The organism is Cryobacterium sp. N22, assembly GCF_002929555.1.
Taxonomy (GTDB): domain Bacteria; phylum Actinomycetota; class Actinomycetes; order Actinomycetales; family Microbacteriaceae; genus Cryobacterium.
Genome location: NZ_PJJP01000023.1, coordinates 31240 through 45131 on the forward strand (window position 1 = coordinate 31240; position 13892 = coordinate 45131).

The 13892-nt window shown below is 62.9% G+C and carries 9 protein-coding genes; 3 read left to right on the plus strand and 6 right to left on the minus strand.

Features of this window, described 5'->3' with window-relative positions; all coding sequences use genetic code 11:
• Positions 1-616: 616 nt before the first annotated feature.
• From CXY76_RS03200 to CXY76_RS03210, 3 genes are all read left to right on the plus strand, one after another.
• Positions 617-841, plus strand: a complete 225-nt coding sequence (locus CXY76_RS03200) for a hypothetical protein (protein WP_146073353.1) — start codon at positions 617-619, stop codon at positions 839-841.
• Positions 838-2193 carry a hypothetical protein gene (locus tag CXY76_RS03205; protein WP_146073354.1) on the plus strand — a complete coding sequence of 452 codons (1356 nt, stop codon included), beginning with the start codon at positions 838-840 and terminating at the stop codon, positions 2191-2193. The genes CXY76_RS03200 and CXY76_RS03205 overlap by 4 nt, the downstream gene beginning before the upstream one ends.
• 294 nt (positions 2194-2487) lie before the next feature.
• Positions 2488-3582 carry a DUF4062 domain-containing protein gene (locus tag CXY76_RS03210; RefSeq protein ID WP_104162822.1) on the plus strand — a complete coding sequence of 365 codons (1095 nt, stop codon included), beginning with the start codon at positions 2488-2490 and terminating at the stop codon, positions 3580-3582.
• Positions 3583-3939: 357 nt separating this feature from the next.
• On the opposite strand, the gene CXY76_RS03220 is transcribed toward CXY76_RS03210, so the two are convergent.
• From CXY76_RS03220 to CXY76_RS03245, 6 genes are all read right to left on the minus strand, one after another.
• Positions 3940-5427 (minus strand): hypothetical protein, encoded by a 1488-nt coding sequence (locus CXY76_RS03220; RefSeq protein WP_146073355.1) that lies wholly within the window; start codon positions 5425-5427, stop codon positions 3940-3942.
• A 148-nt stretch (positions 5428-5575) separates the two neighbouring features.
• Positions 5576-6100, minus strand: a complete 525-nt coding sequence (locus tag CXY76_RS03225) for a hypothetical protein (protein WP_104162824.1) — start codon at positions 6098-6100, stop codon at positions 5576-5578.
• A 63-nt stretch (positions 6101-6163) separates the two neighbouring features.
• Positions 6164-7042 (minus strand): hypothetical protein, encoded by an 879-nt coding sequence (locus CXY76_RS03230; protein ID WP_104162825.1) that lies wholly within the window; start codon positions 7040-7042, stop codon positions 6164-6166.
• 220 nt (positions 7043-7262) lie between these two features.
• Entirely contained in the window at positions 7263-8732 is a 1470-nt protein-coding gene (locus CXY76_RS03235) for a DNA polymerase (protein ID WP_104162826.1), read from the minus strand.
• Complete coding sequence (locus tag CXY76_RS03240; RefSeq protein WP_146073356.1) at positions 8729-11194, minus strand: ATP-binding protein; 2466 nt, start codon at positions 11192-11194, stop codon at positions 8729-8731. Before CXY76_RS03240 ends, CXY76_RS03235 begins: the two co-directional genes overlap by 4 nt.
• Before the next feature lie 790 nt (positions 11195-11984).
• The gene (locus CXY76_RS03245) at positions 11985-13811 is read right to left on the minus strand and encodes a hypothetical protein (RefSeq protein WP_104162828.1); all 1827 of its coding nucleotides are present in this window, start codon (positions 13809-13811) and stop codon (positions 11985-11987) included.
• Positions 13812-13892 lie beyond the last annotated feature (81 nt).

The window sequence follows — 13892 nt, forward strand, 5'->3', positions numbered from 1 at the left end:
TGCCCGGGGAGACCGTGGTTGAGACAGAACCCGGGGTGGTTTCAACGGTGACGGGAGGGCAGGACGTCAGCATCAGAACGGCGCTCCGCGCGGCCCCACACTCACGGTCAAGGAACAGGTCACGACGGGTGGTGGTCGGGGAAAGCGCAGAGCAGCGGATCGACAGCTGGCCGCGGCGGTGCGCAGGCTACTGTAGGCGACCCGGACGCGGTCCACAGGGCAGCGGGCGGGCGACCGCGCGGAGCGCTGCACTTGGCACTCGGCAGAGTGTTCGCAGAGGATGCCCAACCGGCGGCCACTGCGCGAGGACACTGCGCCAGCGGTGGCCTCGGCTCGGACAGGCACGAAACGCGAAGCGGTTCGGGACCGACGAGCGCGCTCAGGGGAAAGGAACCCGACAACTCGAGCGTACGGCGCCCCGGCCCCAGGGGGACTCGAAACCATGGAGCGAATGCGGAGATGAGGATGCTGAGTAGCCACCGGCCGTGAGCACCCTGGAACCCGGGAAGTACGTGCGAGCAGACGATTGTTCTGCTCTTCCGTTGGCCGCGTTTATCGCCGCATCTACGGGGGCAGAGAGTCGCTCGGTTCCGGGCGCCGAAATGGAGGATCTTTCATGACACGCGTTATGAGCACGGGCGATTTCGGCGGCGCACCGATGAAGCCGCAGTTAGTGGTCCAAGAAGCGTGGCCCCTGGCGCGCGAAACCGCCATCGATTTGCACCTCGTCAACGTCGCGCTGCGGGCCGAAATCTATACCGATTCCGCGGCCGATGTACTAGTCCTGGTTACGCGCATGGATGGCAACCTGGTACAGAGCTTTTGGGGCGACCCGAGGTGAGCGCGGTCAGCTTCGTCGAGCTGCCCAGCGGCTGCACTGTTCCTGGCTCCCGGGCATCACAACGCGCCGATGTCTACTGGGCTGGGGTCTGGGAGCAGGGCGCGACCGCGGCTTGGCTCAGCGCTGACCTTGCCCGCCGGCAGAGCGCCGCGGGCTTCGGCCGGATCCCCACCTGGTTAGACGTGGGTCCCGGGCGGGTGCAGGCCTCTATTCGTCAAACCCGCCGGCGCGACGCCCGGCTGAACGCGATGTCCGTGATCGACTCCTGGCGGACTGTCACCGGGGAGCAGATGGCCGCCATCTCAGGCGACGCGGAGCTCGGCGGACACAGGTCGACTGTGATGGGGGAACTCTTCGGCGCCGGCGTCGCCGACATCGGCTCGTTCAACACCGGCCTCGCCGACGGGAAAAGCGCCGGGTCGATTTACCGGCCGTCCCGGACGCCCAACTTCGACCGGGAGATCAGTGGCAAACTGACCTACCCGGAATGGGTCTCGGTCACCGCCGGCCACCCGTGGGAGTCGGGTTCGCAATACGACCGGCACAACATTCTCGCTGCCGAACTCGCGCTGCGAGTCGCCGAGTGGTGCGAGATTGGCGCTGTCGTCGGTGAGAAGCTGAGCACGTTGGATCTTCTCGCACATAGCGGCGCGGGTCTCCCCCGCCCGACGGTCGGCGTCCAAAAGGCAGCGGACGCGACCCTCATTCGCACTGATGGCGCCCGCATCGCGGTGGAGATTACCGCCTCCACCGGGAAAAGCTTTGACGCCAAAGTGCGCCGCTGGGCCGAGCTGCTCGCCAACCGGCGAATGCGCGACACCGGCCTCGCCGTCGTCTTCGTAGTCGCAACCCGTCCCGACAAACTCGTCAACACCCGCGAGGTCCGCGCTCAGGTGCTCCGCGCGGTCGCCAGAGCCGCCCGGGACTACCCCGGCGTCAACTTCGACCGAACCGCTTCCCGTATGTTCGTGGCTGATTGGCGCGATTGGTTCCCTGCCGCAGGAAAGGTCGACATGTCCTTCCTCACCCTCGAATGCCAGCGCCCGACCGGACCTGCCTCCGCACTCTGGCAGCAAGCGTCTCTGCTTGACACTTTTGACCTTGAATTCCTCCCGACCGACAGCGGCCGGGCCCTCGCCGTGATCGACAACCTCAGCTTTGTCCGCAGCGTCCCGCATTGGTTGCGCACTGGAACTAGTCCAGCGCTCTGGCCGCTAGCTGTCACCGCACTGGGCTTCACCGGTATCCCAGTACCCGAGCTCAGTGCCACTCAGGCGGGACCGCGGATGACACTTGGAGCGGGCAAAGGGGCGGCCGGGCAAACACGGGTACCCCGCAGGCTACTGGGATGAGCGCAGCGGGTGGGCCCTCGGCGAGAGCGAGTCTCGGGTGCTCTTCTGCTACGACGTCGCCGGTGACGGACCGGGTTGCGGGCGGTTAACGGGAGCCGCCCATGCTCAGCAACATGCGCAAACCCATGCCAACGGCACGCCGATATCTTCCACGTAAAGAGGTGCGTGATCGCACAGGGTGCTGCCCGCTATTGGCAGCCCTACCGCGGACATTCATTCGAAGGCTGGCGCTGTTCTAGCGACCTAGAAGTTCCGTTGCATCAGCCCCCCGCCTAAGCCGATACAGTCGATCCTGTGGATCGCAAGTATCAAGTCTTTGTCAGTTCGACCTATGTTGATCTTGTGGAAGAGCGTCGAGAAGTGATGCAGGCGCTGCTTGAGATGGACTGCCTTCCGGCGGGCATGGAGATGTTTCCCGCTGCCGACGAGGACCAATGGACGCTCATCAGGGAAGTCATCGATGAATGCGATTACTACGTAGTCATCGTCGGTGGCCGGTACGGTTCCATGTCTGGCGAGGGCATCAGCTATACAGAGAAGGAATACGACTACGCGGTCTCGACGAACATCCCGGTTCTCGGATTCGTACACGGCAATCCCAATGAGATCCCTCTCGGAAAGTCCGAGCTCGGCGCAGAGGCGCGGGAAAAGCTCGAAGCGTTTCGCTCGAAGGTCATGACGCGGATGGTCAAAAAGTACGCCTCGCCTGCCGAACTTGGCTCGGTAGTGTCACGAGGCCTGAACCGAGCGATCAAACGCAACCCTCAGCCCGGATGGGTCCGAGGCGACCAGGCAATGACCTCCGAGGTCCGTACCCAGATAGCTGAGCTCACGGCCGCACTCGCGGACGCCAAGCGAGAAAAAGCCGAGGAGGAAGTTGCTGCTCGGGCAAAACCGACTGAACTCAATCTCAAATACGAGCATGGTAGCGACCAGGTCACGTTTGAGTTTCAGCTAGATGGATGGGACACCAGTCGTGGACGGCACATCGACTTGTCCGCCGAGATGTCCTACGAGTGGGACGAGGTGTTCCAAGTTCTTGGACCGTTCATGATCGAAGAAGCGCCCGAGCCGAGCCTCAGGGAGCGTTGGAACTCACATATGTTCAATGACACCCAGCGGCTCGATGATTGGCCGAAGCTACGGAGCACCGACACGGCGACCATTACCGACAGTTCGTGGGGTGCAATTATCGTGCAGCTACGTGCTTTGGGCGCAATCGCGGTGGGCGACAAAAAGCGGACGCCCTCGGACAGATCCATTTACTGGAAGCTCACGCCTGCGGGTGACGAATACTTGGTGAAACTGCGCGCAGCCCGCCGAGTGGATATTAAGGAAGATACCAAGTCCGGTGACAATGCTAAGGAGGACGAACGCACGGTTGGGTAACGGCAGCGCAGGATCCCCAGCCGAGACGATGGGCAGGTCAGCGAAGTAGTTGCCTCCGCTGTTCACGTGCCTTGCCGCCCTTCGCTTGGAGGAGATCAATTGCGCCTATCGCTCACGCCGTAGGCGAGTCGCCTCCGCTGCGGCGGTCAGGCCTGGGCGGCGGCCAGTCGACGAGCGGAGAGTCGCCCTTGACTTAGAGCGGGTGCTGAGGGTGTCCGTGCGTCGTGATCTTGAGCGGCTCGATGAGGGTCACGGTGGTTGCGGTGCTCGCAGGCACCTGCGAGAGCCCATAGCCAAACAAGAGTTAGCCCAGCAACATGGGAAGGCATCGGCGCCTGTCCAGCCTCCGAACAGTCGTCAGCGCGGGCCACGGGGCTGGGCGATGGGCAGCAGGGGCGTGCTCACGCGGACGGCGCAGCTGTCATGGGTGCCTCGCCACAGATCCCCGCGGCGCCACAGCGGCATGGTGCAGCGCTCGCAAGGGCGCGGACCGATCCCGGCCACAACGGCTTCCGCCCGTCCGTGCTCAGCTTGGTCAATCACCGAGAAGACGGGGAGCCCGTCATCGTCGAAGCGAGCACGCCTCTCGACGATGCCCATGAACGAGAGGTTCTCCAGCCACCTGCCGACCACCGCGAGGTGCTCAGGGACAACCGGGTCAGCGAGCCCAAGGATGCCGAGGCTCTGGCCGAGCGACACTTTCTGGCCGTGCGGCGCCCACATGATAAGTCTGCGAAACACTGTGCCCTGCCACACCTCGACGGGTAGCGGCAGTTCTCCCCTTTCAAGGTCCAGAGCCAAGAACCCTGGCCACCTCCCGCCGAAGCTCTGCAGCAGCTCACCGCGTTCAGCAGACGTAGCCCACCCGGCCACCAAATCGTGCATGGACGGACGCTGCGACAGGGCCTCCCCTTCGCCCGCGGCCCACTCCATGATCAGCTTCAGCCGTGCTTCGCTCTCGGCGCGAGCCACCCTTTCCGCCCGTTTTTGCGCCTCGGCGGCGGAGCGCTGCGCAGCTACTCGGCGCCTCTCCTCTGACGCCGCCTCCGCCACGGCCAGCACCTCCGCCTCCAAGAGCTCTTCGAACTCGGGGCACGTGAACCGGGTCCCCCGGAACCCGAACGAGGACAGTGGGACCGCTAGCAACTCACCGCGGCCGCTGCGGCAGGGCACCGCTCTCATCAGACCGTCACCGACGTCGGCCTGCGTGACGACGGTCGCAATTTGCTCGGTGATCGGGTTCACCCACAGCGCCAGCCCGCTCTTGGCCGCCGCCTCATGCGCCGGGTTCAGCTTCACTTGGTCGCGGGTCGTGCGCAGCTGCGTGCCGAAGTGCCCGAACAGCCACACGTCCGTGATCTCTTGCTTGGCGTAGGAGCGGTGCCGCTCTGACCACCGGACGTCGGTGATCGGTGAGTACTGGATCTCGAACGCCATCCGTGTCCTGGCCACGTCGGCCGCGGTCAGCATCACGTCTGCAACTCGCTCCCGCCTCGCATTTGACGCTTCCTCCTTGACGACGGTGCTACGCGGATACCGTCCCCGCAGCCAACGCGCGATCATCTCCGCGCTCTGCATGTGGAACAGCGACTCGGGGGCGTGCCCTCCGGAGCCCGGCGTCAGATGCCGGAATCCGTCGCGGAGTCGCGCGCGGTGCACCGTCGTCATCTCGGGGCTCGGGCAGTCTGGGATCGGGCAGCGTAGGTTCTCCTTCGTCCACACCCGAAGCTCAATAGCCTCATCATCCGGCAGCAGGTAAAGGTCGCCAGTGCCGCGGTGCCGGGCGTAGATCAGGCGCACCTCACCGTTCTGAAACGCGGCGAGGGCGTCATGAGTGTGGGCCACGGCCACAGGCTACCGGGGATCACCGACGTCCTGGTCGCGGAGCGACGGCGAGGCATCCTGCGTGCGGAGCCGCTACGCGCCAGCTGTAGTCACAGACTGCTGTCAGCCCCGCGACGCTGGCGGTGTCAAAGCATCCCAGTTCACTCCATCAGCGGCACGCACACCGGACGAGGTACGTCCGGCTGTGTATGCCCCGTTCCACAGTGTCTTTCTGTCCTGCGTTTGTCGCGACGTATCCATGCGCCCGGACCGCCTTGATGACAACGGCGTCAATGACCATGGAGTACATGGCTGGCGTCGCCCACGCAGCATCGGCGTCGACACCTGAGAAATTCACTGCACACTCGCGCGGAAGCGCCACCGACCGGCCCCGACTGACGATGGCCAGCGGACCGTAGGCTTGAAGTGTCCTCCTGTTACCGGGACCGAGGAGCATCACGAGGCCGAAGCTGACCCTTACTGCTGACCAGGAGGGCTGCCGGCTATCCGTCTCCACGTCGTTCCTGAACTGGTGGTTCCCCAAGACCCACATCGGCGGGTTTTGGTCCTGACCGTCAAACTCGGCGGTCAGGCGCCCGGTGTCAGTGTGGTCTTCGTCCTCGAGCGTGCGCCCCGCGGATAGGTCGAATTCCTCGATGTAGTGGCCGTCGCACTCGTCGGGTTGTGTGGTCATTTTGCGCTCCTTGAAAAGTCCTGCAGTTTCTTCTCTCACCTGCAGGTGCGGCCCCCGTTCCAACTAGGGGTTGGTGAGCTTCTTGCAGGCCATGCGAAGGTGCTTGTGGGCTGAGAAATCACCACCGGAGGCGATCACGGCAACAGCGCTCGGCAGGCCCGTGGTGTTGCCGAGCAGCAGCGTGACGAGCGCCCGCCACTGGCCGAGGGTCAGCTGGTGAAACTCGGCGAGCGCTGCGTTCTTCGAGATGTAGGAGACTGCATTGCGGAGTGCTGCATCCAGGGCGTCGGTTCCACTCGTATCGGAGACCCCCTTGCACTTCGCGAGGGCGTCCGACACGGAAGCAATCGCGGCGTCTGCGCCGGCCAGGGACTTGCCTGCTTGAATCAGCAGGTTTTCGACAAACTTAAAGCCTTTAGCGGCTCGTCGCGGGGTGGGGGCGAGTTCAGCCTCGAGCGCGACCAGGTGGATGGAGCTTCCGGGTACGGGGTAGCGCACGTCGGGCCGTTCCAGCAGCGCCTCGTACGCTTCCCCATCGACCCATGAATCGACCAGCTTCCCGTTGCGGGAGGCGTCGAGTCCGGTGAGCGAGCGTTCCGCGATCATCTCGCTCCGAGCGCCTGCGGTCAGGCAGTAGAAGAGGACGCCGATGGCGTCGTTGGCGCCGTGCATGTCAATCCTCGGCCGTTTCATGTTCCCGGCGACGTCCGTCTGGAGAGTGCGGCCGGTGAGCAGGAGCCAAGCATCGGTCAGCATCTCCTCAGCGCTGCGGCCGTGGATGACGTGGACGTGCGCGGCGAGGTTGTCGAGGAACCATCGGCCAGCCGCGCCATTCCAGGCGCCCGGCTGTGCCTCAACTTCGGTGACGCCATTCATCAGGCCCGTATGGGTAAAGGAGAACTCGAGGGTCTCGCCTTTGTTGGTGTGGAACGTTGCAGCCATGTCGCCGTCTCCCGGTGCTCGTTCCGTCCGGTTGGACGGGAACACTGGGTTCTGTGCTGGCTGATGGCAGGCGGCTGGCCCCTCGAGGCCCTGAAATGGCCGTTTTCACGGTTTTTTGGCCTCTGGGAGCCCAAAATCGATGAATACGTCCCCCTCACTGGGGGTACGAAAGAGGCCCCGCCGGCATGCCGGCGGGACCTCACAGTGCGTTTGCGGTTGCTTAGGGCCTTGCCCAACGGCCGCGGGAAATTGATGGCGTACCGGTCAGGACAAGTCCACGTCCGAGGTCCACGGTCATAGCCGACATGAGCGCAGCCGAGGTGAGGCGCTCGTGACCAGGTGCAGATTCCACGAATAGTTCGTCGTGCAGAGGTAAGAACAGGTCGAGTTCAACAGCGGTCGCGGCTCGCAGGGCGACACCCCACGCGTCGCGCGCTCCGCCCTGTACGAGGAGATTTCCCGCCTTCCCGTGCGCGTCATCCTCTGCGCCGGTGAGTCGCGGCAGTGGGCGACCGTACAGCGTCTCCAATGGCTCACCTCGCCTTGATCTGGCCGCCTGTTCTTCCCGCCAGGGTCCGATCTCGGGCAAAAGCGTGGTGATGCCCTCGATCAGTTGGTGAGCTAACTCGGCGCCGACTTGCTTTGCCAACGACGGGAACCGTTGGTTATACGTGAACGCGATCAGAGCTCTTTTAGCGATCTTGCGATGAATGCCTGCCCAGTCGGCCAACTTTTGGTAGATGTCGGATGAGTTCACAAGGAGCGTGAACGACGGAGAGTTGATGTACCACGCGAGGACTTTCATCTCCGCGTTGGTGTGGTCAACGCCGACGATGGAGCCGCGCGGATTTTCGGTAAGGATCACGCCCCGCAACTCAGTCATCAAGCCCATTAGGCCCGGGTCGCTGATAGAGACACGGCCGGTGCGTGCAGAGTTCGCTTGGCAATTCGGACGCAGGCGGCCGTCATTGTCCAGGCGACGATGAAGCCCATCGAGGATCTGCACCCGCTTGAGCGTGGCGTACCCGGACACATACGCTGCCCACAAAGCCGAGTTCTCCTGGGTAACGGCGGTGGCGTCACACTTGCTTGGAGCGGTCCACCCCCAACCTGCCTTCGCGTACGACACGCCGATCGAGTCGAGGAATTCCGCTTGCAGCAACTCTCCCTGGCGGATGTCTGTTCCGACGATGCGGGACAGCTCGGCCAGCTCTCGGTGCCGGGATTGCCGCTGGCGCGCGAGATAGTTCTGATCGACGATGTAGCCCCGCGCCATTCTGGTGTGCCAGATATGGGCTTCGCCCTCGATGAGAATCGCGTGCGACCGATGACGAGCCAGCGCGCTGCCGTGCGCCGTCAGGAGCGAGGCGAGAGGCTGGCCCCCACTCGGGGCTGGCTTACGGTAACTCGGCGCTAGCGCCCGATCTACGGTCCGTCCGTCATAGATTCGCGGCCAGCCAAGCGTCGTGAGCTGCCCACGGTGGGTGGTTTGGAGCAGAGCGAGATCGTTGTGCCACAGGCGGCGGCGGGCTGTTGCCGCGTCAACGAAGACTTGACGGGCGGCGTCGACGCCTTCAGCGATGAAGGTCGAGCCGCAGCTGTCCGTGATCCGAACTGCGATGCGGCTCGTAGCGAGCTGCACAGCGAGCGGTCCGCGGGTGCATTCGAGGTACTGGGCGAACGTGCTCATGCTGCACTCGCCGGGTTCGTCTGATCGGTCGCGGACTGGCTGATGGCGTCAGCCCGCTCGTTCTCGAAGAGCGCCATCGGAATTGAGAGGGTCTGGGTCCTGACACCCCCGAACACTGCGATCTTGTGCTTCTTGCCCGGGTCGGTGAGGGCCACGGGAGCGAACTTCGCGATGAGATCCTTCTCAGTCAGGCCGCGGTACTTCGACTCCGTCCTCAGGATGGCCAGAACGTCTCGCGGCTGCATTGCCAGATAGGTCGGCGTGTCGCCCCTCCCGACCTTTTCGAATCCCAAGAGCTTTTGAGTGAGTTGGAAGTCCGGGTCCACATGGTCGCCAGCATTGCCACCCCTTTTCGCACGGATGATGACCGCCAACCCAGACGCATACGAGGCCCGGAGGGAGTTCATGATGCTCTCCCACTCGAAACCGGAGGTGGTCACATTTTCTGTTCCGTGTGTGAGGGCGGTTTTTCGCGTAAGCACTTCAATCTCGGCAAGATCATCCTCATACTCCTGTTCGTCTATGGCGCCGATGGCCAGCAGGTACGCCAGCCACACGTTCATCCCGATCTGCGGGACGACGCTGACCTTCCGTACGCGGGTGGACACCGGAATATCAGCGCGCGCATCCTCCGCAGATCGGCGTACGGCTTCCCAACGTGCCGTCCATCCAGCGCGGCCATCAGTATCGCCGCTCATTTGAGCAGCGAGCCACGAGATGAACGCTGCAAGATGCACCTGCGGCAGCTCAGACGTGGAAAGTTCGATGTAGCGGCGGGCGTTGCCTGACCGGAAGATATTCTGCCCGAGCTCAATCTGAGCGGGGTACATGCGCTCCTTCGTGCTGTCGAGTCCGTCCCCTTCACTATCTGGCAGCTGCTCACCGATCAGCAGCATTGCCGGTGAGCCGAGGTCTGGCACTCCCGACTCCCAGACGCCCGTTGCGGGGTTCTGCACACTTCCCGCGTGGCCAGCGAAGCCGCCGGCGTACCCTCTTCTAACGATGAGCTCGATGCCTTCCGCCATGGCTTCAGCCTTTCTGGCTGTCTCACGCTTGCGTGCATCATCGATGATGAAGAAGAGCTCGTGCAGGGCACTTCCCGCCCGGTTCACGTTTGCCGTGGTGGCGTCGACGGTGAACATGCCGCGGCCGTCGGGGTTGAACTCTTTGGCAGCGTGAGCGCTTATGCCGTAAGCGACGGTTGACTTGCCAGATCCGGGCTTGCCCACGAGAACTCCGACCGCCCCGAGCCCGAGACCCGCGACGGCGTGGCAGGCCACGCCCCACAGGGCGATGAAGACATTCGCATCCGTCAGTTCTTTGTACATCGCCCTGGTATTCCGCGCCGCCTGGATCTCCTTCTTACGTTCGAGCAGTGCCGTATCGAGCAGCGCGATCATGCTTAGGCTTTTGGGAAGTTGGGAGCGGGCGTGATCGCACATCCCGTCGGCCGTCAGAAGGCCGGATACGGAGAGGAACCCGATCATGCCGTCGCTGGTCTCGTGCCAACCTGTGCGGGTCAGTACGTCGATCTGTGGGATTGTGCCAGCTGGTTCGTGGGCTCGGATCGCCGATGCGATGGCTTCTCCGGTTCTGTTCATGACTGAGTAGACGACTTGGGTTCCCCCTGGAAGCTTGTTTAGCCAACCGCGAGGGTGCTGCAGGTTGGCGTCCGAGATTGCGGAGAGACTGTGCTCCACACGGCGACCGTCCCGCACGGTTACGATCTCAAGATCGTGCATAAACGTGGCGTCGTTGGCTCCCGGGTCTTTCAAGTCGTCGAATACTCTGTAAGTCGCCGTGATTGTGGCCGCAAACTCAGCAATGACGACACGCTGACCTTCACTGCCTGCCACCCAAATGGTGCCGTTGTCCATGTCAACGTTCGGCGCAATCGCCGAACCACCGCGAGTCGACGCCCGAGCAGCGGGAACCTTTGATTTCTTAGGGCGGCCGACAGGCGGGCGTTTTCCCAAACCACCCGCAGCGTCAATGATTCTGGCCAGATACGAACGGCGCTCCTCAGCATCGTCGGGACGAGCGCCCAGGATCGTCGCTGCGTGTCCCTCGCGCACGTACTTGACCGAGCTTGCCCCGAGATAGGCAAAATGCAGGCCGAGCAATTTGGCCTCGTCATGCAACGCCGCATTGGTTGCTGCGCCCGCCATCCAGATCACAACACTGGAGTCTGCACTAGCGCGGTCGATGATCCTGTTGAGTGCCTCAGCAGGATTTCCGTCAGCGTCGTGCCACGCGTTCTCGCTCGAGACACCGACGATGACGACGCCGGCCGGGGCCACGGCCTCCACAGCGATGAAGTCTTCTTGGCCTACGACGATGAGCGTCCGACTGACATGTCCGACAAGTGCAGCCGTGCTCGTCGCGAAGGTGACACCGGTAACGGTGTCGCTGTTTTCGGCCAAAGCCAAAAGCGGTGTGATGCAGGATTCGTACTCTGCCATTGCCATGCTGTACCCCGTTCCGACGGAGTCCGAATGACCCTGTCGGAACTCAGGAGCGGTGGACGTTCCAACTAGGAGCTTCCGATGGATGAACGGGCTCCCCCAGGTCGGCCTTGTTCTCTTATTCTCTTATTCTCAAAGAAATAGGTACCCCTAGAGTTTTGGACGTAGACGGCTCGAGGGCGGCTTTTTGCCGTCTCCACTCGGAACCGGCGAGGGCCCCATTTCGCCATGAATGGCGAGAACAAGGGGAACACCGCCCAGGCCCGTGCGGATCGTTCGCCTCAGAAATCTGTCATCCATGATGAGAGGAAGCAGCCTCCCGCCAGGGATCGGCGCTGACGACGACCCTCAAGACTCCAGGCGCGACTGCGGCCGGAACCTGCAGTCGATCCACTTGTCCGAGAGCCAGGGGCTGGGGTCAGGTACAACAGCAGGATGAGTCCGAGCTTCAAGGGCTAGGCATTAGCGGTCGTCAGCAACGGAAGGTCTCGCAGGGCTTCGCTTGGACGAAGCTTCGATGACGGCAGCAATTCGACCGGCCCCGGACGCTCGACTCTCAGGCCGCCTGAACCCCTTCGTCGCATCGAATCCACCATGCGTCGACGAACACTGCACGCAGCGAACTCGCTTCCCCGCTGCCCATCTGGTTCCCCGAGATAAGGCCGCCCGTCGTGAAGTTCCCAATGGAGGCAGGTACGCCTATTAGCGCGGTTCCGTCGATGCCCGTTGGATGAGCACGTGCCGCACCCCGGGGGGGCGGCTAACCCCAGGTTCAGCCCTCTCTCCACTACCTATCATTACCGCGCATCGATGGTGGGCTCCCGACTTCAACACGCGTTTGCGACGAGACGACGATTTCGCCGTTTTTTCGGATCGTCGCGACGTTCCACCACGGGCCTTCGCCCCCGGGTACTCGACTCAGTACGGCCGCGACAGCATCGCCCCCGCAGATAATGAGGATTGGTTCGGCGGCGTCGAGGGAGGCGCCTGAGTAGAGGTGCACCCGCAGTTCTAGGTCGGTTGTCAAGTCGCGGATGTCGATGAACTCAGGGCCGCCGTCAATCGCGTCTTCGCGCAGTTCACCGAAGGGGAGACGTGGGATTCGAAAGTAGAGATGTGAGTCCGAAGTTGTGATGTGCAGGTCCAAGTCATCTACCTGCGGTGACCACCGCAGTTCGAGTGTGAATGGGGCAACCGCAAGGATGTTCCGATGGATGATCGCCGTTACCGCGTCGCGGAAATTAGACTGTGCGGACGGGGAGCCGGGACGAACGTGAGCGATGGCGTCGGCGCGATTTCGGTGGTCAGGATGAACGAGGAGCTGGGCACCAGGGCTGACTGGCCCATATGCCGCGAGTATGACCAACGCGTTTGGAAGTCCCTTTGCGTAGTCGGCGAGAGCCTCGCCGGGGTTCTTCTTCGCGGACCTCAAGTACTGTTTGGCTTCTATGGCACCGATGGTGTGGACTGCTTTGTCGGTAGCTGGCGCGTCAGTGGGGGTCTGTATAAATCGGTAGTCCGGCTGAATGTTATCCACGCGGCCATGTCCGATGGGGTTCGTGATCGGGGATTGGACCTCGCACCAGAGCTCGATCACCCCTGATGGGGAGTCCACCTCGGCGATTCGGGTCGGTCTAAACGAGAAGCGTAGAGCGCCCTCGACCGTATCGAAACGCATCGGCCCTACTGCTTCTTCGATCTGGGTGACCAGCCATGCGGAATAGAGCTCGTGACGGAACCCCCAGACCGGCAGGGAGAGGATGTCCGCGAATTCGTCGACGGCTCTGCGGATGACAGCCGGGTCTTGCGCCATGCGGAAGCCATCTACCCATCCTTGGATGCTCTGCAGCTGCGCGTCATCCGCCGACGCAGTCCCGTCTCGCACTGCTTCAGCGAACAGGATCCCGCGGGTGGTCTGGATGAAGAGCCAGAAGTCCGTCGCCGAGTAGGCGAGCGTCCGAAAGTTGTCGCTTTCAGGTAACCCTCGAAGTGTCTCGATCCATGTCCCCAGTGCCTCGCGGTTGGGGGCGAGTGATTTGAGGACCGCGAGGTAGCGGACCAGGACCCCCCGATAAGAGGAGAGTGCCGCATCGGCGTCCTCGTTGCCAGTCGCGGGAAAATCCGGGACTGCGTCCGGAACATGAACATAGTCGTTCGATCCGAAGATGCGCAGGGCATCGTCCCGGCTCGCGAAGGTAGGGAACAAGTCCTTCCAGGCGGTGTCGTTGGAGAACTGGAGCGTCGGGGTCATGGATTCGATGGTTTCCCATCGACGGACTATTTCGCGGAACTCCCGCAGGAGCATCGAAACTTCTCCTTCGTTGAACTCGAACTCGATGCGGAGGTTGTCGTTGGTGGCGCTTCGCGCGCCTATCTCCTCGTAGAGTCCGAGCAAGCCTCGAAGCATGGCCACGAACGGTCCGACTGACTCCATGATCTTCTCGATCAGCTCTTGGGCTGAGCGGTTCTGGCCAACGAGAGCGGCGGCAACCGAAGTCGTACTGTCAATCTGAAGCCACGTCCGCAGTGCCAGGTCGATATCTTGATCGTAATCCTGCGGGCGGAGCATTCGGCGCTCAAGGAGTGTCGTCCAGAGATGGGCTGCGTCCGTCACAGGAGTCGCTTCGATCTCATCTCGATCATGGTTCAAGGATTCTCGCCTCCGAGTGCCAACCGGAGGGGCGGTTGATCATCG

What these genes read in the sequence shown, in the direction of transcription:
- CXY76_RS03200 (WP_146073353.1), top strand. Translation starts at nt 617, where the DNA reads ATGACACGCGTTATGAGCACGGGCGATTTCGGCGGCGCACCGATGAAG.
- CXY76_RS03225 (WP_104162824.1), bottom strand. Translation starts at nt 6,100, where the DNA reads ATGACCACACAACCCGACGAGTGCGACGGCCACTACATCGAGGAATTC.
- CXY76_RS03230 (WP_104162825.1), bottom strand. Translation starts at nt 7,042, where the DNA reads ATGGCTGCAACGTTCCACACCAACAAAGGCGAGACCCTCGAGTTCTCC.
- CXY76_RS03235 (WP_104162826.1), bottom strand. Translation starts at nt 8,732, where the DNA reads ATGAGCACGTTCGCCCAGTACCTCGAATGCACCCGCGGACCGCTCGCT.
- CXY76_RS03240 (WP_146073356.1), bottom strand. Translation starts at nt 11,194, where the DNA reads ATGGCAGAGTACGAATCCTGCATCACACCGCTTTTGGCTTTGGCCGAA.